We start from the raw sequence: 22,565 nt of genomic DNA on the forward strand, positions 1-22,565 counted from the left end.
GACTGCCGCCCTAAAGAGCTTATTTGTTATTTTACAGATTAACCCTTTACGCCGCCGGCGGTTACGCCTTCTACGTAGTACTTCTGCATCTTGAGGAAGAGCAGTGTAATCGGAACTGCAACAAGTACCGAACCTGCAAGGAACTGCTTGTAGTACTCGTTGATAAATTCCGGGCTAACCATGGACTGAAGTCCGATAGCAACGGTGTAGAAGTCGCGCTTATCACCCATGATAATCTTAGCAAGGATGAAGTCGCACCACGGGCCGATGAAGGATGTCAATACCGTGTAAACTACAATCGGCTTTGACATAGGAAGAATAATTCTCCAGAAAATCTGGTTTTTGGTAGCTCCGTCGATTGTAGCCGCCTCGTCGAGAGCGCGGGGGATTGTATCGAAGAAGCCCTTTGAAATCTGGAAGCCGAGACCTGCGCCGCAGCTGTAGCAGATAACCAAAGCAACAAGGTTCTGAGCAAGGCCCATAGCTTTGAGCAGGTAGTAAATAGCAATCATGGTCATAAATCCGGGGAACATACCGAGGATCATGGCAACGTTCATGAGCTTTTTACGAGCGCCGAAACGCAGACGGCTGAAAGCGTATGATACCATAAGAACCGAAATTGTTGAAATAATGCAGCTGAAGATAGCTACAACGAGTGTGTTAAGGAACCATCTGGGGAAGTTGATGGCTGACGAGCCGCCCGAGCCTACGTTGAACAAATCAATGTAGTTCTGGAAGGTCCACTCGTGAGGAATAAGGTAGGGTACTGTGATTGTACTCTCCAGGCGGAATGAGTGCATAAGGAGGTACGCAAACGGAGATACCCAGATAATGCCCAGCAAGGCGAGAAGAATGTAAATTAAGGTGTTAGCAAGCCCTCTTCTGAATTTATAACTTTTAATCATGAGAACGCCTCCTCATCCTTCATCGACTTGGAATTGTTGTAGATAATGAGCGACAGGGTTGCGCAAACAATAAATACAAGAATACCAATCGAGGCGGCTAAGCCGTAGTCCTGAGACGACATCGTCAGGGTAAACAGCCACGTGACGAGGATATCCGTTCGTCCTGCCTGGTAATACGCCTCGGTTGAAGGTCCGCCGCCCGTCAGCAGGTAGATTACGTTGAAGTTGTTGATGTTACCAACAAACTGTGTAATCAGCTGCGGGGTTGTTACGAAAATCATATACGGAAGAGTAATCGCCGTAAATGTCTTGAACGGGCTTGCGCCGTCGATACGCGCGGATTCGTACAAGTCCTCCGGAATATTCATAAGAATACCTGACATTGAAAGGATCGTGTACGGAATACCTACCCAGATATTTACGATAATTACCGTCATTCTCGCCATCAGCGTCGAGCTGTTCAGGAACTGAATCTCGACCTTGCCTCCGCCGAATAGCTGGCTTATGTCTGTTAAAAGTACGTTAATCGCGCCGTTTGTCTGAAGCATCTGGTTCATGAGAAGCAGAGATACGAACTGCGGAACAGCGATTGTGATAACGAAAAGTGTTCTCCAAAGAGCCTTAAGCTTGATGCCCTTTTTGTTGATCATAAGAGCAACGATCATACCGAGGATGTAGTTGGTAAATGTAGCAACTACCGCCCAGATTAAGGTCCACTCAGTCAGCTCTAAGAAGGTTTTAGCCTTTTTAGGTGTGTTTACAATATCGAACAGTGATGTAAAGTTGTCAAGGCCTACCCATGTGAACAATGTGCCCGGGGGCATATGAGCCTTGTCGTAGTTTGTAAACGCGATCAGGATCATAAAGATAAGAGGAAGAATGTTGAAGATACTGATCATGAGCACAGGGAAAGAAAGAAGAGTGATGTGATACTTTCCGTCGAGGAAGTCTCTTACGTCTTCTCTGAGAGTAGTGGGCTTTTCGCCTCTTTCTCTCATAAGCTGATGCTTATAAGCGTCCTTGATGTTCGCGATGTAAATTACGAAAACAACAGCTGTGATAACAATGGTAAGTACCGAGTAAAGCAGGATAAGCATTGAGTTATCACCGAATACCTGCTGCTTAACGATACCCTTTTGAATAGTGTGTGTTTCTACCGTACCGAGTGTGCCGAACTTTGAAATGTACTGCCAGCCGAAGAACGTGATGTACAGTATGTAGAGCACTTCGGAGAGGAAAAATAAAACACCCTTATAAATTTTACCCTTGGAGAGGTCGCCCACACCAAAGATCAAATATGATAACTTAGTTGCCCAGTCACCTTTAACAAAGGTTACACCGTAGTTTTTGAAGCCGTTAACGATAGCCTTGAAGAAGTTGACAATTCCTCTGCCGAGAGCCTTGAAGAAACGGCCGATGGCACCGGGAATACCCTTAAAGAACTTCATAAAGTTGTAACCAAACCTTTGAAACGGATTGAGCATTTTATATTCAACGAATGTCATATAAGCTCTCCTTAAAATAAAAGTTTGAATCTCTCTGATTTATTATAGTACACCAAACTAATAATGCTTTTTACGTTTCCTCTATAATAAAAAACATTATTCGTTTGGTGCTAAAGAAAACGTAAACTTTTTAAGGTCGGCTTGGGGTACCCTTAAAGAGTACCCCGAAGCCTGAAAAATGATAACTTAATTGATGATTAAGGATTAGCCCTTATCCTGAATGTTCTCGATTGTCTCTTTGAGGAGCTTCTTGAAGTACTCAGCGTCGTCAGGTTTGGTCTGGTCAGCGATCATCTTGTTACCGAGGTTACCCATCGGGCTCCAGAGTGTGGGAGCGATGTTAACCTGTACGCAAGCGTTCTTGGACTGCTGCATGATAGCCTGGAGAACGGGGCTGCCTGTAACAACGGGATCTTCCTGAACCTTCTTGTTTGAGGGACCCCAACCGAGCTGCTCAGCTCTTTCCTTCTGGCACTTTTCGCCTGAGAGGTAGAGAGCGAGAATCTGAGAAGCTGCGGGGAACTTAGAAGCAGCGTTAACGCCGATATACTTGTAACCGAACATTGAGATCATCTGAGTGTCAGTGCCGTTAACCTTGATTGTAGGAAGCTTAGCTGCGCCGAAGTTGTCCTTAAGAGCGTCCTGGTCAGCCTTTGTGTTCCAAGAACCGTCAACGCCGGCACCGAGAGTACCGGTTGAGAAACCTGAAGAAATCTGAGCAACGTCAAGAGATGTGAATGTGCCCTTGTAGTCGTGCATAAGCTTTGAGAAAGCCTGGAGAGTAGCAACAGCAGTAGCCTCATCATACTGTGTGAACTTCTGAGTTGTGCCGTCCTCTTCGAAGCCGTCAATCTTTACGCCGCCTGTGAAAGCGAATGTGCAAGCATAGAAGCCGTCGCCGCAGTTGAAGATGAACTTCTTGCCCTTAGCCTTACAAGCCTCAAGAACGCCCTCGAGTGTCTTAGCCTGCTCTTCTGATACAACGGTCTTGTCGTATACGAGATAGTAACCGTTATCGTTTGTCTCGGGATAAGCATAGAGCTTATCTTTGATTGTACCTGCAGTGATTGTCTCCTCTACGTTAGTCTCCTTAGCGTAGTCTGTGAAAGCAACCTCAGCAATAACCTTTGCGTCTACGAGCTTGTTAAGCTGGTCTGAAGCGAAGCTGAAAACGTCGGCAGCAACGGAAGCGTCATTAAGAAGCTGTGTACCTGCGTCGCCTTCGCCCTGAGCTACTACTTCAATCTTTGTGAATGTCTTGTTGGGATAGGCCTTTTTGAATTCCTCAACCTGCTGCTGTACGAGTTTTACAGCCTTATCAGGAGCCCATACCTTAAGTGTGATGTTGTTTTCGTCACCGAAAACTGACTCGTCAACGATAGCGCCTTCTTTAACTTCTACTTTTGTAGAATCGCCGCTTTCAGAGCCCGAGCCGGATGATTCTGTCTTCTGGCCGCCGCCACAGCCTGCAAAAGCTGTAACAGCCATCATTCCTGCCAAAAGAACTGCAAGAATTTTTTTCATTGGAAAATTCCCTCTTTCAAAAAAATTTTTTGTCCAATGGAGCAAAATGCACAAATTGCCCTCTGTTCCACTAATTAAATAATATCAAAAAGCCAAGCAAATTTCAACCGGTTTTGTCCTTTTTATCTAACTTGTTAAAATTTGCCCGAAATTTTGTGCAATTTTACCTGCCAAATTTTATTTTTTGTTTTTTCTTACAAAATATACGTTTTCCAATTGTATGTTTTGCACAGCGAATTGTTGTGCAAAATGCTCAACCGCCGACAATAATATTGAGGAAATGCTCCTATCGTTTAATTCTGAAAACCCAAAATCAGGGGGCAAAACATAAGCCCCGAAAATTTTTTAGTGAAATTTCACTAATAAACTCATTTTTTGCAAAACCCGGTGAATTTTTCACTTTTCTGTTGTATTGTTTTTTCAATGCTGATATAATCAATATATAATATGAAAACAGGAGATGTTATTATGAGGCTTACGGACATACTTAAGGACGTTTCATATACGGCTGAAAATAGTATCAATCCCGAAATTTCGGATTTGATTTACGATTCGCGAAAGGTTAAGGAAGGCACGGCGTTTTTCTGCCTAAAGGGTTACACCTCCGACGGCCACGATTACGCGCAGTCGGCGGTTGAAAAGGGCGCGGCGGCGCTGATTATCAGCGACGAGCTCGACTTTGAAGTTCCCGAAAACGTCGCCGTTATCAGGACGGACGACACCCGCCTTGCGCTCGCGCTTGCAAGCCGCGAATTCTTCGGAATTCCCGAAAAAGAGCTGATGACCGTCGCGATTACCGGCACAAAGGGCAAGACAACCACCGCCGCGATGATTGCCGAAATCTTCGAGCACGCCGGAATCAAGACCGGCACAATCGGCACGCTCGGCATTGTATACGGCGGAAACACCTACAAAACCGACAACACCACTCCCGAATCCTACGAAATTCAAAAGGCGCTGCGCGGTATGATTAACGCCGGCTGTAAGGCTATGGTAATCGAGGCGTCGTCAATCGGACTAAAGCACAGCCGCCTTGCCGGAATGTGCTTTGACGCCGCGGTATTTACGAACTTCTCCGACGACCACATCGGCGGAGTCGAGCATAAGGATATGGCGGAGTACCTCTACTGCAAGAGCCTGCTGTTCCGCCAGTGCAAAAACGCCGCCGCGAATATCGACGACGGAAGCTATAAGGAGATTACAAAGGACTTTGAGGGCGAAATCCTCACCTACGGCTTTTCCGAAAGCGCTATGCTCCGCGCCAAAAACGACCGCCTGCTAAGCGACGGCGGATTTATCGGCGTTCACTTTGAGACCGAGGGACTTAAGGAGCTGTCGCTCGACGTCGGCGTACCCGGCAAGTTCAACGCCTACAACGCTCTCGCGGCTATCAGCGCGGCGTCGTTCTTCGATATCCCCGACAAAGCAATTATCGAAGGCCTGCGCGTCGCCCACGTCAAGGGCAGGGTTGAGCCGGTGAAGGTTCCCGGCAACTACTCCCTGCTAATCGACTACGCCCACAACGCGCTGTCGATGGAAAACGTGCTGACAACCCTCAGGCAGTACAATCCGCACAGATTAATCACGATGTTCGGCGCAGGCGGAAACCGCCCGAAGGTAAGGCGCTTTGAGATGGGCGAAACCTCGGGCAGACTCAGCGACCTGAGCGTTATCACCGAGGACAACTCGCGCTTTGAGAACGTTATGGACATCATCGAGGATATCAAGACCGGAATTCACAAGACCGACGGAAAGTATGTTGTCGTGCCGAACCGCAAGGACGCGATAAGGTACTGTATGCAGAATGCCGAGGACGGAGATATTATAGTCCTCGCCGGCAAAGGTCACGAGGATTATCAGGAGATCAAGGGCGTTAAATACCATATGGACGAGCGCGAGCTGATTGCCGAAATCATCGCCGAGGGCATAGGCTGATATCATCAAGCTATATAATAGGTATAATGATTCGGGGCGGATTAATTGTCCGCCCTGTTTTTCAAATGTATTGTCCGCCCTGTTTTTCAAAGATATTGACAGTTTTAAGCAATTCTGCTATAATATCATTTGCAACTGAAATACGCGCCAATAGCTCAGTTGGTTAGAGCCACCGGCTCATAACCGGTCGGTCCGGGGTTCGAGTCCCTGTTGGCGCACCAAAAACAAAACCACCCACAAGGGTGGTTTTTGTTTTTGGTATAAAGCGCCAACAGGGACTCGAAGGCGAGCGTGCCGAAGGCAAAAACAGTGCGGTGCACTGTTTTTAGCGAGAGAGGTAAGCCCACAATATCCAATTTATCACGCCGCAAGTAACGAGCAGAAACCTTGCCTTTATTGCGTTGGACAAGCCTGACTGAATATGATATAATCAAATCGAAAAACTAAATACAGAACTCAGGTGAAAGTATGAAAGTAATTGAAAAAATCAGTGAATTCTTCGGAAAGTATATGGCGCTGATTGTACTGGCGGCAGCGGCGCTCGCGCTGTTTGTACCGCAGTCGTCGCTGTGGATAGACACGTCGTGGATAAACTACCTTTTGATGGTTGTAATGTTCGGCATGGGGCTGACTATGAAGCCGAGGGATTTTGCCCTGGTTTTCAAAAGACCAAAGGACATTTTAGTCGGCACGGCGGCGCAGTTTATTATTATGCCTGCGCTGGCGTTCGGCTTGAGCAAACTTTTTCAGCTTGACCCGGCGCTCACGGCAGGGGTGGTGCTTGTCGGCACCTGCCCGGGCGGCACGTCGAGCAACGTGATCACCTACCTGTCAAAGGGCGACGTCGCGCTGTCTGTGGGAATGACGAGCGTTAACACCCTGCTCGCTCCGCTGCTGACTCCGGCGATAACGTGGCTGCTGCTGCAAACGACCGTCAGGGTAGATGTTTGGGCGATGTTCTGGAGCATTATCCAGGTGATTATTATTCCTGTTGCCCTCGGCTTTGTAATAAACCGTTTCTTCGGAAAATTCACGGAGAAGGCTGTCGCGGTTTTGCCGTCGGTTTCCACCGTCGCGATTTGCCTGATTATCGCCGCGGTTGTATCTCATAACGCGGAGAAAATCTACACAAGCGGAGTATTGGTTTTTGCCGTTGTAATTCTTCACAACCTGCTCGGCTACGCCGGCGGTTTCGGGCTCGGCAAGCTGCTTAAAATGCCTCCCGAAAAAGTAAAGGCTCTGTCGATCGAGGTCGGAATGCAAAACTCGGGACTTGCCACAAGCCTTGCCGGAACGGCGTTTTCAGGTCTTGCGATGGCGACAGTACCGGGAGCGGTTTTTTCCGTTTGGCACAACATATCCGGCGCGATTTTGGCAGGCTTTTACAGAAGATGGAAAAACAGCGGCGAAAACGAAAAATGATGACAAAAAAGGAAGTACCCGGTTAAGGTACTTCCTCTTTTTTGCAAATTATTTTGTTTTACATCAGCGAGCAGACGAGGTCGGTGTACTCCGAGGGGTTTTCGAGGGGAAGTCCCGCGATAAGCAGTGCCTGTGAGTAGAGCACCTCGGCGTACTTTTTCGCCTTGTCAACGTCGGTCTGAATGAGGGCTTCCATATTCTTGACCGCGGTGTGGTTCATATTGAGCTCAAGCACGCGCTGAGCCTTCATTCCGCTGCCGGGCTGAACAGCGTTGAAGTATTTTTCCATCTCGAACGAGATACCGCCCTTTGCGGTGAGGCAAACGGGGTGGGATACGAGCTTTTTGGACTCCACAACCTCGGCAACCTTGTCACCGAGAGTTTCCTTTACAAAGGTGAGCAGAGCGGTGCTGTCCTTCTTCTCGTCCTCTGTCTTTTCGTCGTCGCTCTCAATTCCGAGGTCGTCGTTTGTCGCGGAGCAGAAGCGTTTTTCCTTGTACATCATCAAGGTCTGGAGTGTGAATTCGTCGGCGTCCTCTGTGCAGTAAAGGATTTCATAGCCCTTTGAGCGCAGCATCTCGGTCTGCGGAAGCGCGTCGATAGCCGCGGCGGTTTCGCCTGTGGCAAAGTAAATTCTCTCCTGGCCTTCCTTCATTCTGTCAACATATTCGGACAGGGTAACTAGCTTTTTCTCGGTTGAGGAGTAGAACATCAAGAGATCCTGAAGCTCGTCCTTGTGCATACCGTAGTCGGCAACAACGCCGTATTTGAGCTGTCTGCCGAAGGCGGCGAAGAACTTTTCGTAGTTCTCGCGGTCGTTTTTGAGCATTGAGGTTAGCTCGTTTTTAATCTTCTTCTCAATATTCTGAGCGATTGTGAGCAGGTGACGGTCGTGCTGGAGCATCTCACGCGAGATATTCAGCGACAAATCGGCGGTGTCCACAATACCCCTTACAAAGCGGAAGTATTCGGGAACGAGCTCCTCGCAGTTTTCGGTAATCAAAACGCCGCTGGAATAGAGCTGCAGTCCCTTTTTGTAGTCCTTTGAGTAGAAGTCGTAGGGAGCGGTCGAGGGGATGAACAGCAGAGCCTTGTATGTAACAACGCCCTCTACCGAGGTAACGATTGTCTTAATCGGCTTGTCGGCAGCCATAAACTTTTCGTTGTAAAAGCGGTCGTACTCCTCCTGCTTAACGTCCTTTTTCGGGCGCTGCCAGATGGGAATCATGCTGTTGAGCGTTTCGCGCTCGGTGTAATCCTCATACTCGGGCTTGTCGCTGTCCTTGGTCTCCTCCTTGACCCTGCTCTTTTTTACGTCCATAAGAATCGGGTAGCGGATGTAGTCGGAATATTTCTTTACGAGGCTTTGAAGTCTGTACTGCTCCAAAAACTCGTCGTAATTTTCGTCGTCGGTGTTGTCCTTAAGGGTGAGGATAATCTCGGTGCCGATGCCGTCCTTCTCGATTTCGGTGATTGTGTAGCCGTCCGCACCGCTCGACTGCCAGCAATATGCGGTATCACAGCCGTACTTTTTGGTATTGACTACAATCTCCTTGGCAACCATAAACGCGGAGTAAAAGCCTACGCCGAACTGACCGATAATGTCGATATCGTCGGGCTTTTCCTCGAGCTCATTTTTGAACTTGAACGAGCCTGAGTTTGCGATTGTGCCGAGGTTGTTTTCGAGGTCGTCCTTGTCCATACCGATACCGTTATCGGTGATTTTCAGGGTACGGCTGTCCTTGTCAGCCTCGATAAAAATGTTAAAATCGCTCCTTGTCATACCGAGCTTGTCGTCGGTGAGGGCGATAAAGCAGAGCTTGTCAATCGCGTCGCTGGCATTTGAGATAATCTCGCGCAGGAAAATTTCCTTGTGCGTGTAGATTGAGTTAATCATCAAATCGAGCAGGCGCTTTGATTCGGATTTAAACTGTTTTTTTGCCATCTTGATTACTTCCTTTTTAATGATTTCAAAATTAATGCCTTCATATATATTTTAACACTTATGTCAAGCGTTGTGCTTTTCGTGGTTTTCGTAGATTGACAGCGCAACCTTGCTGTTGAGGAAAATCTCCCTTTTCAGGTCGTTAAGGCTGTCAAAGCGCTTTTCGGCTCTGATAAAGTCGAGCAGGCGGATATCGGCTGTCTGACCGTAGATTTCGCTTCCGCGGTACTTTGGCATCCAGGTTTCGTAGAGCGGTTTTTCTCCGCCGACGGTGGGCTTGATACCGACGTTTGTAACTCCGCAAAAGCGCTCTCCGCTTTCGAGCGTTACGACGGAAGCGTACACGCCGAATTTCGGCAAAATCATCCCTTTCTGAACGGCTTGGTTGATTGTCGGCGTGCCGAGCTCTCTGCCTAAGCGCTTGCCGTGCAAAACAGGCGCGGAAAAGCCGAACAGACTGCCGAGCATAAGGTTTGCCTCGCTCACTCTGCCGTCGGCAATTTTCTGCTTAATCAGCGACGAGCAGACAACCTCGCTGCCGATTTTGAACGGCGGAGCGACAAAAAGCTCTATCCCCTTTTCTTTGCACAGCTTTTCGAGCAGTTCGACGTCGCCCGAGGCGTTCTTGCCAAAACGGTAATTAAAGCCGCAGTAGAGCTTTTTCGCGCTGAGCGTTTCGCAGATAACCCTGTCAAAAAACTCCTGCGCGCCGAGCTCCTTCACCGACTGAAAGTCGATGAAAAAGGTCTTGTCAATGCCGAGGCCTTCGAGCGCCTTAATCTTGTCGCCGTGGGTCATAAGCATAGGCGTATCCATACCGCTGATTACCGCCTTGGGGCTTTTGCCGAAGGTCAAGCAAACGCTCGTCAGACCGTTTTTGCTCTGCTGCGCGGCAGGTTCGATAACGCTTAGATGACCGCGGTGGAGACCGTCAAAAAAGCCGAGCGCGACGGCGGTATTATTCACTTGTTGCTTTAGTTCAAAGTAACACTGCATAGGCTTCCTCAGATTTTTCCGCTTTTTAATAACATCGCGGTTTTGAGCACCGCAATCTGCGTTTTCGCGTCGGGAATTTGGTTGTTTAGAACCATCTCGACGGCTTTGTCGAGGTGGATTTTTTCGACGTTCAGGAACTCGCCCTCGTCGGGACGGCTCTCGCCCAGCTTTTCAACGCGGCAGGCGTAGAGGTGGATAATCTCGTCGGTGTAGCCCGGCGTCGGGTAAACCTGACCGAGCGAGATGTACGAATAGCCCTGAGCGCCGGTTTCCTCGAGCAGCTCGCGCTTGCCGTTTTCGAGCGGAGTTGAGCCCTTTTCGAGCTTGCCGGCAGGCAGCTCGAGCACAACCTCGGCGTAGGGATAGCGGAACTGCCTTACGAAAAATAGGTTATTATCCTCGTCGAGCGCCGCAACGCAAACACCGCCGGGGTGGCGGACGACCTCGCGTTTAGAAAAAGAGCCGTCGGGCAGCTCAGCATCGTCGTGGTAGACGTGCAAAATCCTGCCGCTGAAAATTTCAGTTGATTTAAGCGTTTTTTCGGTTAGTTTCATAGCGTACCCTCTATTTTAGAGTTTAATGTTTTGAGGTGTTGTCCAAATCTTTGATTTGGGTAACAACACCCATGCGTTAGCTAGAGTTTAATTGTAGGGGCGTGCATTGCACGCCCGAAGGACAGGAGCACTACGTTTAATTTTTTTATAATTTTTGTGTGTTGAACAAAACGTTTGTTTATCGCGATAAAAACGGTTTTTCCTAATATGCGGTTCACGTTTCCGCGGGCGAGCAATGCTCGCCCCTACGATTTTCAACAAACGTATCCACTAAATAATTAAACTCTCAACTCTCAACTCTTAACTCTAAACTCTCAACTAACGTATAGGACAGCCGAAAGACTGTCCCATTTGCGTTATGATTATATTATTTATTCTCGTCCTCGTCGTCGAAGAACTTAATCTGGCTTACGATGTTGTCAACCGCCTCGTCAGATATTACGTTCGGCTCGTCAAGGTACTTTGAGCGCTTTTCGATACTGTCGATTGCCCACTGCATTTGCTCCTGATGATTTGACGGCTTGCGCGGAGCTTCGTAAATTTCATCGTCCTCGGGATTTTGAATATTTACGTACTGCTCCTTGGGCTGCTCGGGCGCGGCAGGCTCGCTGTCGTCCTCGACAATCGCAGGCTCGCTGCCGTCGTCGGGCTCAGGCTGTTCCTCGTGCTGAGGTTCGGGCTGTTCCTCTGCTTCTTCGGCAGGCGCGTTCTTTGCGCTCTTGTCAATGCCGAAATTAGGAGCGTCGTACTCGTCGTCAATCTGCTCGGCAGCAGCCATAATTACCTCGCCGGGCGCGTCAATCTGCTTTTCGCGCCTTGCCTCGGCAATCGCCTTTAGCTCGTCGAGGTGGTTAACGGGCTTTTCTACCTTGGGATCGTTCTCGTCAAAGTAAATATCGTACCAAATGAGGAACACATACACCGTCCAAACGCGGCGGCTGTTGTCCTCTTTGCCGGTGAAGTGCTCGTCGAGCCAGCCGACAAGCGCGTCTGTATTAAAGAATTTCTCGGCGGTTTTACCGGTGAATTTTCTCTTAACAATGCCGTAGTATTTCTCGTCCTTAAGCCACTCTCTGGTGGGTACGGGGAAGCCGAGCTTTTCCTTTTCGGCAGTCTCCTCGGGCAAATGCTTTGCGGCAGCCTTGCGCATAGCGTACTTGGTGTTGCTCTTGTTAACGCGCAGGCGCGTCGGCAGCGTTGAAGCCACCTTGAACACCTCTTTGTCGAGGAAGGGAACTCTGAGCTCGAGGGAATTTGCCATACTCATTCTGTCCGCCTTTAGCAGGATATCACCGACCATCCACATATTGATGTCGAGGTACTGCATTTTGGTTACGTCGTCGTACTTGCGGCAGCGGTAGTAGTGCTTTCTCGCGTAGCTCTGCGGAGCTGTGGCGATTGAGGGATCCTTCAAAATGCTCTGCTTCTGCTTCAAGTCGTACATAAACGCATTGCCGATATAGCGCTCCTCGAGCGGATCGCAGGCGCGGATAAGGTAATCCCTGCCCTTAATATCGGGCAGCTTGGTGCAGATAAAGCGGATAAACTTGCGCAGGAAATGCGGAACGCACTTTTGGTACATTCTGAAAACGCGCGGATCGTTGTAGCAGGTGTAGCCGCCGAACAGCTCGTCAGCGCCCTCGCCCGAGAGCACAACCTTTACGTATTGGCTTGCAAGGCGCGATACAAAGTACAGCGCAACGCATGAAGGATCGGCAAGCGGCTGATCCATATGATACTGAACCGTCGGAACGGCGTCCCAGAATTCCTCGCTCGAGATAAGATGGGTGTGGTGCTCAACTCCGATTTTCTCGGACAAGCCCTTTGCCCAACTGATTTCATTATATCTGTCGCCGAAGTCAAAGCCCACGGTAAAGGTCTTTTGGTCGGCAAAGTAGGTCGAAACGTAGCTTGAATCAACGCCCGAGGACAGGAAACAGCCGACCTCAACATCGGCGATTTTATGAGCGTTAACGGAGTTTTCAAACGCCTTTTCGATCCTGTAAACCGCCTCGTCCTCGCTCATATTTTCATCGGGATTAAAGCGCGGTTCAAAGTAACGTGTAGTCTCAATCTCGCCGTTTTTGTACCACAGATAGTTACCCGGAAGCAGGCAGAAAACGTCCTCAAAGAACGTCTCGGGCGGTACGGCGTACTGGAATGAAAGATAGGTGTCAAGCGCGCGTTTGTTGAAGCGCTTTTCAAACTTAGGATATTCGAGAATAGACTTAATCTCGCTTGCGTAGACGAACTCGCCCTCTACGGTGGTGTAGTGCATCGGCTTAATTCCGAAGAAGTCGCGCGCGATGAACAGGCTCTTGTCTTTGGTGTTGTAGATTGCGAAGGCGAACATTCCGCGGAGCTTGGGGAGCAAGTCCTCCTGCCACTCCTCAAAGCCGTGAACAAGCACCTCGCTGTCGGACTCGGTGCGGAAGGTGTGACCTTTTTCAATCAGCTTCGCCTTTAGATTTTTGTAGTTGTAAATCTCGCCGTTAAAGGTGAGAATCAAGGTTTTGTCCTCGTTATAAATCGGCTGATTGCCGGTGCCGAGGTCGATAATTGAGAGCCTTCTGAAACCCATATTGATATTTTCGTCGGAATAGAAGCCGTCGGAATCGGGACCGCGGTGGGTGATTACCCCGGTCATTTTCTTTAAGACTTCCTCGCGGTTTTCGAGCGTGCCTGTAAAGCCGCAAATACCACACATATTAATAACCCCTTTCCAAAGGAATCTTCAAAAGATAACATTTTTCCAATATACAATTTTATTTTACCACAATACGCCGATAAATTCAATAAAGAATTAAATTTTTTTCAGGTGAGTCTGTTAATGTACTGCCTTTAAAGGCTCCCCCATCGCGTAAGCTATGGGGGAGCTGTCAGCTTTAGCTGACTGAGGGGGCGGCGTATGAATTAGCGCGAGTTATCCGTTACAATTCAAAACGTCGCAATAAAGGAAACGTCTGCCCCCTCCGTCATTTTGCAAAGCAAAATGCCACCTCCCCCGAAAACAAGTGTCGGGGGAGGCTTTTTATCGGGCGGACACACGGGTGATTCCCTTTTTAAGGGAAATGTCAGCAAAGCTGACAAAAGGATTGCCGACGTGCTAAGGTCGCCCCTATGGGGTTAACTCTTAACTCTAAACTCTCAACTCTAAAAAAACCTCTTGCAACAAACTCAGCACTAAGATATAATAAAACCATAGCAAAGGGGGATTTGATATGATTAAAAAATTCACGCTCGGCAAGCCGTATGACACAGGCGCGGTTGTCCGCGAAACAGCCGCTTCGGGCTGGGACGGTTTTCCGTATAAATACACTCAGGATGAGGGATTTTCCTTTGAAATTCCGCTCGGCAGTGACGACATCGTTTACGGTCTCGGCGAGACAACACGCGGCATTAACAAGCGCGGCTGGATTTACGAGAGCTGGTGCAGCGACGATCCGTTCCACACCGAGGGCAAGCGCTCGCTTTACGCCGCGCACAACTTTATTATTATATCGGGCGCGCAGAATACGGGAATTTTCATTGACTTTCCGTCAAGAATTCGCTGGGACATCGGCTACACAAAGGCTGATACCGCGAGGATTGAGCTTGAAGGAAATGACTTTGACATCTACATCATCGAGGGCGGCAGTCCGCGAGAAGTTGTCCGCGAATTCCGCGCATTAATCGGCAAGAGCTACCTTCCGCCGTTTTGGGCGTTCGGCTTTCAGCAGAGCCGCTGGAGCTACCACAACAGCGAGGCGGTTGACCGCATAATCGACGGCTACGACAGGGCAGGAATTCCGCTCGACTGCGTGTACCTCGACATCGACTACATGGACAGCTTTAAGGACTTCACGGTTGACGGTTCAAAGTTCCCCGATTTTGAGCGGTTTGTCGCTGAAAAAAAAGAGAAAGGTATCCGCCTTATCCCGATTATCGACGCAGGAATTAAGGCTGAGGAAGGCTACGAAATTTTTGACGAGGGCGTTAAAAACGGCTACTTCTGCAAGAAGGCTGACGGCTCTGACTTTGAGGCAGGCGTATGGCCCGGAATTTGCCGTTTCCCCGACTTTTTGCGCGATGACGTGCGCGAATGGTTCGGCTCGAAGTACAAAAAGCTGATTGATATGGGAATTGAGGGCTTTTGGAACGATATGAACGAGCCCGCGCTGTTCTACTCCGCCGACGGCATTAAGAACGCGCTTGAAAAAGCCTCGTCGCTTAAGGGGCAGAACCTCGACCTCGGCAAGTTTTTTAACCTAAAGGACACCTTTGCGGGGCTTTCGAACAACGGCAACGACTACGCCTCAATCTACCACACGGTGGACGGCGAACAGGTCAACCATCAGAAGGTTCACAACCTCTACGGCGCGAATATGACAAGGGCGGCAGGCGAATATTTTGAGAAGGAGTACGGCGAGCAGAAAATTTTGATGTTCTCACGCGCTTCATACATCGGTGCTCACCGCTACGGTGGAATTTGGTTTGGCGACAATCACTCGTGGTGGTCGCACATTCTGCTCTGCCTTAAAATGCTCCCGGGCGCGAATATGTGCGGATTTTTATACAGCGGCACCGACATAGGCGGTTTTAACGAAAACGCCACGCGCGACTTGGTGCTCCGTTTTACGGCTCTCGGAGTTTTCACGCCCCTTATGCGCAACCATTCCGCGCTCGGCACGCGCGACCAGGAGTGCTTCGCGTTTGATAATACCGAGGATTTCAGGGATGTTATTCAGGTGCGCTACCGCCTTATTCCGTACCTATACGATACATTTAAGAAGGCTCGCGACAACGGCGATATGATATTCCGTCCGCTGTCGTTCGACTACCCCGAGGACAAAATCGCGCGCGAGTGCGAAACCCAGCTTATGCTCAGCGATGAGTGTATGATTGCGCCTGTTTATGAGCAGAACGCAAACGGCAGAACGGTCTATCTGCCCGAGGATATGACCTTCGTAAAGCTGAGCGGCGAACGCGTGACAAAGCAGGAGCTGAGGGCAGGACTGCATTATGTGGAAGTCGCGCTGAACGAGGTTCCGCTCTTTATCAAAAAAGGCAAAAAAATCCCCCTGTGCAAGCCGGCAATAAGGACAAGCCTGCTTGATACAGAGGAGCGCGAATATATTTAGAGTTAAATGTTTAGAGTTTAGAGTTTAATTATTTACAGGAAAAGTTTGTTAATAACTGTAGGGGCGGACCCGTGTGTCCGCCCGCAGGACAGGAACATATCATTTGATATATATAAACGTTTTGTGTGCTGAATTATACGTTCGTTTATCGCGATAAAATCGGATTGTCCGGTAAACACGGTTCACGTTGCCCGGGCGGACACATGGGTGATTCCCTTTTTAAGGGAAATGTCACGAAGTGACAAAAGGGTTGCCGACGTGCTAAGGTCGCCCCTACTATTAAACTCTTAACTCTAAACTCTTAACTCTAACTCAAATTCCGTGCACGTTCAAAAGAATGTTCTTGATCTCGTAGAGCTTTGCGGACAAATCGACGTAGTAATCGTGCGGATTTTCGAAGCGCTTTACCTCGTCCCAGAGCAAGTCGAGCTGGTCGCGGCAGTACTGCGCGATTTCTTCAATCGTCGGGCAGTCGTACACGCACTCGCCGTTTTCAAATACCTTAACAAGCAACTCCTTGGCTGTAAAATCAGTCAGGGTTTTTGTTTTCCATGTGGCGTTCGGGTCAAAAATCGTGTGCTCACCGCTGTCGTCTACAACCTCGTCATACACGCAGAGCTCGTCGGCAAGCGCCTTTCCGCTCTCGCGGTCGTAGTAGCGGTAGAGCTTCTTAAAGTGCGGATTTGTAATCTTGGCGGTGTTCTCGCTGACCTTGATTTTCGGCTCGATATCGCCCGAGGCGTTCTCAACGGCAACGAGCTTGTAAACTCCGCCGAACACAGGCGAGCTCGAGGATGTTATCAGCCTCTCGCCCACGCCGAAGGTGTCAACCTGCGCTCCCTGCATCATCAAATCGCGGATGAGCTTTTCGTCAAGCGCATTCGACGCGGTGATTTTGCACTCGGTGAGCCCTGCGTCGTCGAGCATTTTGCGAGCCTTTTTTGAGAGGTACGAGATGTCGCCGGAGTCAAGGCGGATGGCGCACTTTGTCTTGCCCATCGGCAAAAGAACCTCTTTGAACACCTTAATCGCGTTTGGAATACCGCTTTTGAGCGTGTTGTAGGTATCTACCAAAAGCGTGGGATTGTCGGGGTAGAGCTCGCAGTAGGTCTTAAATGCGTCGTACTCGCTGTCGAACATCTGAACCCACGAATGAGCCATTGTACCGCCTGCAGGCACGCCGTAAAGCTCGTCGGTAATGGTGCAGGCTGTGCCCTTGCAGCCGCCGATATAAGCCGCCCTCGCGCCCATAATCGCGCCGCTCGCTCCCTGTGCGCGGCGTGAGCCGAACTCCAGCACTGCCCTGCCCTGAGCCGCACGCACAATGCGGTTTGCCTTGGTGGCAATCAGGGTTTGGTGGTTTAGGGTGAGCAGTACAAAGGTCTCGATAATCTGCGCCTCAATGGCAGGCGCCTTGACGGTCATTACAGGCTCGTTGGGGAACACGGGAGTACCCTCGGGCACGGCGTAGATGTCTCCGCTGAACTTAAAATCGCGCAGATATGCCAAAAAGCCCTCGTCAAAAATTCCCTTTGAGCGAAGATACGCGATATCTTCCTCGTCAAAGTGGAGCTCCTTGATATATTCGATAACCTGCTCAAGCCCTGCGGCTATTGCAAAACCGCCGTTGTCGGGAACCTTGCGGAAGAAAACGTCAAAGTAAACCGTGCGCCTGTAAAAGCCGTTCTTAAAATAGCCGTTCGACATTGTAAACTCGTAAAAGTCGCACAGCATAGCCATATTTTCTTTTCTCATAACACGCCTCCGTGAATTATAATCAGTTTTGTTTTATTGTATCAATCCGCGGAGTTTTTGTCAATAAGAAGGGATATTGTGAGTAAAAAATAAGAAAGAAATATGAAGATAATAACAGAGAGAAAGAGAGAAAAAAAGATAAAAATTACTTTTCTTTCTCTTTTATTTTCTCTTTTTCTTTTTTATCTTCTCTCTCTTTTCTCTTTATCTTCTCTCTCTTTTTTATCTTCTCTCTCTTTTCTCTTTATCTTCTCTCTCTTTTTTCTCTTTATCTTCTTTTTCTTATTTCTCTTTATCTTTCTCTTCTTTTTTATCTTTTTATTTCTCTTATTCTTTCTCTTCTTCTTTTTCTTCTTGACTGCAATTGCACGCATTTGCGGTATCATTATCCTTTTCATAACGCTTTAAAGCATTTTGTCTAAGCTTTTCACACTTTTCATAATATTTTTCAAAATCCCTTTTGATTTGAGCCTTGAAAAACGAGAACGCCATTTTTACCATACCGTTGTTAAACTCGGTTATCCTTTCGTTTACGGCGTACTCATATAGCGCTGTAAACAGCTCTCCGCGCTGTTCCATAGTAAGCATTTCAACGTGCTGAAAGGTGTCGAAATAGATGTTAAATGCCTTTGGTTTTGTTGGTTTTTTCATAATAAACTCTCCCTTTTTGAAATTTTGAAAGAAGTCCTTTCACTTATACTTCCAAATCGGGAAAAATTGCAGTGTTTTATGCAATTTAAAATAAAAAGCCGTGAAATCTTTTGACTTCACGGCAATTTTTTAATTATTCGGTTTGTTTCTGCGCGGATATTTTACGAACAGCTCCTTAAGGTCGTACGGCGTTGCCTGATATACAAAGTAGTTGAGCCAGTTTGTATACAGAAGCGTTGCGTTGCTTCGCCACACCATGGGCGGCGTGAGCGACGCGTCGTCGTTCGGAAAATAGTTGTAGGGAACTGCCGGGTTAATACCCTTGTTTTGGTCGCGGTAGTATTCGTTAGCGAGGGTTTCGCGGTCGTACTCGGCGTGACCTGTGACAAACACCTGCCTGCCGGTTTTGTTGCTGATGACCGAGGGGCCTGCCATTTCGCTGACCGCCAAAAGCTCCAGCCCGGGCTGTTTTTTGATGTCCTCGAGCCTTACGGTTGTGTAGCGCGAATGGGGAATTAAAAACTCGTCGTCAAAGCCGCGCATAAGCGGATGGAGCGGATTTAACACCTTATGGGCGTAAATTCCGCTGAGCTTTTCTTCAAGCGGAACCTTCGGGATTCCGTAGTGGTAGTAAAGCGCCGCCTGAGCCCCCCAGCAGATGTGGAAGGTTGAGTAGACGTTGTGCTTTGACCACTCCATAATCTCGCAGAGCTCGTCCCAATAGTCGACCTGCTCAAAGTCAAGCTGTTCGACGGGAGCGCCGGTGATAATCATACCGTCAAAGGTTTCGTCCTTAATCTCGTCAAAGGTCTTGTAGAAGGTTGTCAGATGGTGCGGAGAGGTGTTTTTTGAGGTGTGCGTAGCCATCTGCAAAAGCTCGATGTCAACCTGCAGAGGGCTGTTGCCGAGCAGGCGCAAAAGCTGGGTTTCGGTTGTGATTTTTGTGGGCATAAGGTTGAGTATCAAAATTTTGAGCGGACGGATGTCCTGCTTAAGCGCTACTTCGTCGGGCATGACAAAGATATTCTCGCTTTCAAGAACCTTAATTGCCGGCAAATGGCTCTGAACCTTAATCGGCATACTTTTCTCTCCTTTCTGTTAATTGTAGGGGCGGTCATTGACCGCCCGCGGGCGAGCATTGCTCGCCCCTACATTATTCACTATTCATTATTCACTATTCATTATTCATTAATACTGCTTTCCCCAGTAAACCATATGCTTGGCAGGCTTGCCGCAGCATACGCAGGTGTCGGCGAGGTGCTCCTCCTCAAAGGGGATACAACGGCTCTTTACGCCGCCGGTTACGTCCTTAAGCTTGTCCTCGCACTCGCTGTCACCGCACCACATAGCCTTGATAAAGCCGGGCTTGTTCTTGGCGGTGTCGATAAACTCCTCATAGCTTGTGGCTGTGAAGGTCTTTTCCTGAGTATTCTTAAGGGCGCGGTCGTACATATCCTTATGGATAGTAACGAGCAGCTTTTCAATGTATTCACTAAGTCCGTCGAGGGGTACAAACGCCTTTTCGCGAGTATCGCGGCGGACAACTACGCACTGGTTCTTTTCGATATCCTTCGGGCCGATTTCTACTCTTACGGGCACGCCCTTCATCTCGTACTCCGAGAACTTCCAGCCGGGAGCGTGATCACTGTCGTCAAGCTTTACTCTAAAGCTCTTTTTAAGCTCATCCTTAAGGGCGTAAGCCTTGTCGAGCACGCCTTCCTTGTGCTGGGCGATTGGGATAATCGCAACCTGAATGGGCGCGATTTTAGGCGGCAGAACAAGTCCGTCGTCGTCGCTGTGAACCATAATCAGCGCGCCTATCATACGGGTTGAAGTGCCCCATGAGGTCTGGTGCGGATAATGCAGCTTGTTGTCCTTGCCGGCGTAGGTGATGCCGAAGCTCTTGGCAAAGCCGTCACCGAAGTAGTGGGATGTACCGCCCTGTAATGCAACGCCGTTGTGCATCATCGGCTCGATTGTATAGGTAGCCTCTGCGCCTGCGAACTTTTCCTTCTCGGTTTTTTGACCGATTACCGCAGGGATAGCCATTGTCTCGGTGTAGAAATCGCTGTAAACCTTGAGCATTTTGAGGGTTTCTTCCTTGGCTTCCTCAGCGGTGGCGTGCATTGTGTGGCCTTCCTGCCAGAGGAATTCCGAGGTGCGAAGGAACGGACGGGTTGTCTTTTCCCATCTAACCACCGAACACCACTGGTTGTAGAGCTTGGGCAGGTCGCGGTAGGTGCCTATTACCTTTTTATAATGCTCGCAGAAAAGCGTCTCCGAGGTGGGACGGACGGCGAGGCGCTCGGTGAGCTTTTCCTGACCGCCGATTGTTACCCACGCACATTCGGGAGCGAAACCCTCGACGTGATCCTTTTCCTTTTGGAGAAGGCTTTCGGGGATAAACATAGGCATATAGACATTCTCGTGGCCTGTCTCCTTAAAGCGCCTGTCCATATCCGCCTGCATAAGCTCCCAGATTGCATAGCCGTAAGGGCGGATTACCATGCAGCCCTTTACGCCCGAATAATCAACGAGCTCAGCCTTTTTTACTATATCGGTGTACCATTTTGCAAAGTCCTCGTCGCGGCTGGTGATAGCCTCGACCATTTTTTTGTTGTCAGCCATATATACTCCTCCAAAAAGGTTTTTTATCGTAACATTTCTATTATACTATAAATAAAGATTTTGTCAATGAGTTTGAATGTTTTAAGTTTCCCCAAAACGCAATCGTGAATGTTGAAAAAATGGCGTGGTTAAGGGAAAACTCGGCAATAAAAAAATGAAAATCTGGTAAAAAAAGAAGTGCAATAGCGCTCGAAAAATGGTATAATTAAATTGGAACAAAACCATACCAAAGGAGCGTATTGCACTATGTTGAATTATAACACACTCAACGGTAATTTGAAAAGGGGTATTTTGAATTATTCTCAAAAAATTTCAAAAGGCTTGAACCGTCCTGATAAGAAATTCGTAACAGATATGTTGTACGGAACGCTTGCCTCGGGAAGCTGTATGCTGTCTGAAATCAGCCGCAGCCTGCATGAAAACATCAAGCTGATCAAAACAGTCAACAGATTGTCGAGAAATCTTGCGGATTTTGAAGCAGCAGACGCCGAAACCGTGCGTGAAAACTATCTCAAAGCAATCAAACGCCGGTATAATGATGACAGCTTGATAATTGTCGATGGTTCCGACATCACCAAGCCCGCCAGCAAACACCTTGAAAAGCTCTGCGAGGTACGCGACGGCAGCACAGGTGAGATCGGGATCGGTTACCATACTATCGGCGCAGCGGTTCTCTCAAGCGAAAACAAGCTGCCCTTCGGTATATACAGCCGTATCTACTCAACCAAGGATGAAGACTTTGTCAGCGAAATCGAGGAATATCTTGATTGCTTTGAATATATCAGCAGACACTTTTCCAAAGACAATGTCAGGACGATGGACAGAGGCTTTGACAACAACAAATACTACCGTTACTTTATCAGAAACAACGAAAAGTTCATTATCAGAGCCAAAAAGAACCGTAATGTTATCTATAATGGAAAAACCGAAAACATCATGTCTGTCGCCAATCGCTTCAAGGGTAAATACAGCCTGAGATTCAAGAACAAAAGCGGCAAACAAGTAGACGTCAAAATCAGTATTATTTCGATTCAACTGCCTAAATACAAAAATGTTGAATTACAATTAGTGGTTGTATACGGTTTCGGCGAGGGACCAATGCTGTTGATCACCAATCTGTCATCGGACGATAAACGAATCGGGATTTCGGTTTGCAAGGCGTATTTGATGCGCTGGAGAATCGAGGAATACTTCAAATTCAAAAAGCAAAAATTCGATTACGAGAATCTGAGGGTGCGTTCTCTGCAATCTATCCGTACTCTCGATTTGCTTCTGACGCTTGCCATCGGTTATATTTCCATGCTGTCCGACAAGCCGTTCTTTACCCGTATGCGCTTTGAGATCATCGAGGTTTCAAAGCGTCTGTTCGGAGCGCCTGATTTCGTCTATTACGCCATCGCAGACGGTATCTATGAAACCTTGAAGTACGTCAAGTCGGGGCTGAAGCGCCTGCTCGCTATTCCCACGCCTTCACCTCAGCTTTTGCTCGCAGGTTTTGGGGAAACTTAAAGTTTGAATGTAGGGGATAGGTTAGCGGTATCGGAAACGTCTGCCCCCTCCGTCATTTTGCAGGGCAAAATGACACCTCCCCCGAAACAAAGTGTCGGGGGAGGCTTTAAACCTTA

The 22,565-nt window shown here is 48.5% G+C and carries 15 protein-coding genes, 1 tRNA gene and 1 pseudogene; 5 read left to right on the forward strand and 12 right to left on the reverse strand.

What is annotated here, in order from left to right; translation table 11 throughout:
* Positions 1-38: 38 nt before the first annotated feature.
* From AB1I50_RS06055 to AB1I50_RS06065, 3 genes are all read right to left on the reverse strand, one after another.
* Positions 39-905, reverse strand: coding sequence for a sugar ABC transporter permease (locus AB1I50_RS06055; protein ID WP_407723081.1), 867 nt, complete (start codon positions 903-905; stop codon positions 39-41).
* Complete coding sequence (locus tag AB1I50_RS06060; RefSeq protein ID WP_407723083.1) at positions 902-2,410, reverse strand: carbohydrate ABC transporter permease; 1,509 nt, start codon at positions 2,408-2,410, stop codon at positions 902-904. Before AB1I50_RS06060 ends, AB1I50_RS06055 begins: the two co-directional genes overlap by 4 nt.
* A gap of 204 nt (positions 2,411-2,614) precedes the next feature.
* The gene (locus tag AB1I50_RS06065; protein ID WP_407723085.1) at positions 2,615-3,934 is read right to left on the reverse strand and encodes an extracellular solute-binding protein; all 1,320 of its coding nucleotides are present in this window, start codon (positions 3,932-3,934) and stop codon (positions 2,615-2,617) included.
* A gap of 468 nt (positions 3,935-4,402) precedes the next feature.
* Between AB1I50_RS06065 and AB1I50_RS06070 the strand changes: the two genes are divergently transcribed.
* The 3 genes from AB1I50_RS06070 to AB1I50_RS06080 all read left to right on the forward strand — a co-directional run bounded on the left by AB1I50_RS06070 (position 4,403) and on the right by AB1I50_RS06080 (position 7,291).
* Positions 4,403-5,869: a UDP-N-acetylmuramoyl-L-alanyl-D-glutamate--2,6-diaminopimelate ligase gene (locus AB1I50_RS06070; RefSeq protein ID WP_407723086.1), complete on the forward strand. Its 1,467-nt coding sequence runs from the start codon at positions 4,403-4,405 to the stop codon at positions 5,867-5,869.
* Between the two features lie 144 nt (positions 5,870-6,013).
* Positions 6,014-6,090: transfer RNA gene (locus AB1I50_RS06075), tRNA-Ile, on the forward strand.
* Positions 6,091-6,337: 247 nt separating this feature from the next.
* Positions 6,338-7,291 carry a bile acid:sodium symporter family protein gene (locus AB1I50_RS06080; protein ID WP_407723088.1) on the forward strand — a complete coding sequence of 318 codons (954 nt, stop codon included), beginning with the start codon at positions 6,338-6,340 and terminating at the stop codon, positions 7,289-7,291.
* Between the two features lie 58 nt (positions 7,292-7,349).
* On the opposite strand, the gene htpG is transcribed toward AB1I50_RS06080, so the two are convergent.
* The 4 genes and pseudogenes from htpG to asnB all read right to left on the reverse strand — a co-directional run.
* A complete protein-coding gene (gene htpG, locus AB1I50_RS06085) occupies positions 7,350-9,236 on the reverse strand; it encodes a molecular chaperone HtpG (RefSeq protein WP_407723091.1) in 1,887 nt (628 codons plus the stop codon).
* Positions 9,237-9,299: 63 nt separating this feature from the next.
* A complete protein-coding gene (ribF, locus tag AB1I50_RS06090) occupies positions 9,300-10,202 on the reverse strand; it encodes a riboflavin biosynthesis protein RibF (RefSeq protein WP_407723092.1) in 903 nt (300 codons plus the stop codon).
* A gap of 38 nt (positions 10,203-10,240) precedes the next feature.
* Entirely contained in the window at positions 10,241-10,786 is a 546-nt protein-coding gene (locus AB1I50_RS06095; protein ID WP_407723094.1) for an NUDIX domain-containing protein, read from the reverse strand.
* Positions 10,787-11,669: 883 nt separating this feature from the next.
* Positions 11,670-13,493, reverse strand: a pseudogene (gene asnB, locus AB1I50_RS06100) (asparagine synthase (glutamine-hydrolyzing)); the annotation flags it as partial.
* Between the two features lie 514 nt (positions 13,494-14,007).
* Between asnB and AB1I50_RS06105 the strand changes: the two are divergent.
* Entirely contained in the window at positions 14,008-15,906 is a 1,899-nt protein-coding gene (locus AB1I50_RS06105; protein ID WP_407723095.1) for a glycoside hydrolase family 31 protein, read from the forward strand.
* A 312-nt stretch (positions 15,907-16,218) separates the two neighbouring features.
* Here AB1I50_RS06105 and AB1I50_RS06110 read toward each other — a convergent pair whose 3' ends face one another.
* From AB1I50_RS06110 to proS, 5 genes are all read right to left on the reverse strand, one after another.
* The gene (locus tag AB1I50_RS06110; RefSeq protein ID WP_407723097.1) at positions 16,219-17,661 is read right to left on the reverse strand and encodes a nicotinate phosphoribosyltransferase; all 1,443 of its coding nucleotides are present in this window, start codon (positions 17,659-17,661) and stop codon (positions 16,219-16,221) included.
* 182 nt (positions 17,662-17,843) lie between these two features.
* Complete coding sequence (locus tag AB1I50_RS06115; RefSeq protein ID WP_407723099.1) at positions 17,844-18,035, reverse strand: hypothetical protein; 192 nt, start codon at positions 18,033-18,035, stop codon at positions 17,844-17,846.
* Positions 17,989-18,312 carry a DUF6291 domain-containing protein gene (locus tag AB1I50_RS06120; RefSeq protein WP_407723100.1) on the reverse strand — a complete coding sequence of 108 codons (324 nt, stop codon included), beginning with the start codon at positions 18,310-18,312 and terminating at the stop codon, positions 17,989-17,991. The genes AB1I50_RS06115 and AB1I50_RS06120 overlap by 47 nt, the downstream gene beginning before the upstream one ends.
* Positions 18,313-18,441: 129 nt before the next feature.
* Positions 18,442-19,392 (reverse strand): homoserine O-acetyltransferase MetA, encoded by a 951-nt coding sequence (metA, locus tag AB1I50_RS06125; protein WP_407723102.1) that lies wholly within the window; start codon positions 19,390-19,392, stop codon positions 18,442-18,444.
* Positions 19,393-19,500: 108 nt separating this feature from the next.
* Complete coding sequence (gene proS / locus AB1I50_RS06130) at positions 19,501-20,940, reverse strand: proline--tRNA ligase (protein WP_407723103.1); 1,440 nt, start codon at positions 20,938-20,940, stop codon at positions 19,501-19,503.
* Positions 20,941-21,186: 246 nt separating this feature from the next.
* Here proS and AB1I50_RS06135 point away from each other — a divergent pair, with 246 nt between their 5' ends.
* Positions 21,187-22,449, forward strand: a complete 1,263-nt coding sequence (locus tag AB1I50_RS06135; RefSeq protein ID WP_407723105.1) for a transposase — start codon at positions 21,187-21,189, stop codon at positions 22,447-22,449.
* Positions 22,450-22,565: the final 116 nt, after the last annotated feature.

The sequence above is a fragment of the Ruminococcus sp. NATIVEDY161 genome (assembly GCF_045819895.1).
In the GTDB taxonomy this organism is placed as follows: domain Bacteria; phylum Bacillota; class Clostridia; order Oscillospirales; family Acutalibacteraceae; genus Ruminococcoides.

Excerpts from the sequence above, each read along its gene's own strand:
- AB1I50_RS06060 (WP_407723083.1), bottom strand. The coding sequence starts at position 2,410 with ATGACATTCGTTGAATATAAAATGCTCAATCCGTTTCAAAGGTTTGGT.
- AB1I50_RS06080 (WP_407723088.1), top strand. The coding sequence starts at position 6,338 with ATGAAAGTAATTGAAAAAATCAGTGAATTCTTCGGAAAGTATATGGCG.
- metA (WP_407723102.1), bottom strand. The coding sequence starts at position 19,392 with ATGCCGATTAAGGTTCAGAGCCATTTGCCGGCAATTAAGGTTCTTGAA.
- AB1I50_RS06055 (WP_407723081.1), bottom strand. The coding sequence starts at position 905 with ATGATTAAAAGTTATAAATTCAGAAGAGGGCTTGCTAACACCTTAATT.
- AB1I50_RS06120 (WP_407723100.1), bottom strand. The coding sequence starts at position 18,312 with ATGAAAAAACCAACAAAACCAAAGGCATTTAACATCTATTTCGACACC.
- AB1I50_RS06095 (WP_407723094.1), bottom strand. The coding sequence starts at position 10,786 with ATGAAACTAACCGAAAAAACGCTTAAATCAACTGAAATTTTCAGCGGC.
- AB1I50_RS06070 (WP_407723086.1), top strand. The coding sequence starts at position 4,403 with ATGAGGCTTACGGACATACTTAAGGACGTTTCATATACGGCTGAAAAT.
- AB1I50_RS06105 (WP_407723095.1), top strand. The coding sequence starts at position 14,008 with ATGATTAAAAAATTCACGCTCGGCAAGCCGTATGACACAGGCGCGGTT.
- AB1I50_RS06110 (WP_407723097.1), bottom strand. The coding sequence starts at position 17,661 with ATGAGAAAAGAAAATATGGCTATGCTGTGCGACTTTTACGAGTTTACA.
- proS (WP_407723103.1), bottom strand. The coding sequence starts at position 20,940 with ATGGCTGACAACAAAAAAATGGTCGAGGCTATCACCAGCCGCGACGAG.
- AB1I50_RS06065 (WP_407723085.1), bottom strand. The coding sequence starts at position 3,934 with ATGAAAAAAATTCTTGCAGTTCTTTTGGCAGGAATGATGGCTGTTACA.
- AB1I50_RS06115 (WP_407723099.1), bottom strand. The coding sequence starts at position 18,035 with ATGCGTGCAATTGCAGTCAAGAAGAAAAAGAAGAAGAGAAAGAATAAG.
- AB1I50_RS06135 (WP_407723105.1), top strand. The coding sequence starts at position 21,187 with ATGTTGAATTATAACACACTCAACGGTAATTTGAAAAGGGGTATTTTG.
- htpG (WP_407723091.1), bottom strand. The coding sequence starts at position 9,236 with ATGGCAAAAAAACAGTTTAAATCCGAATCAAAGCGCCTGCTCGATTTG.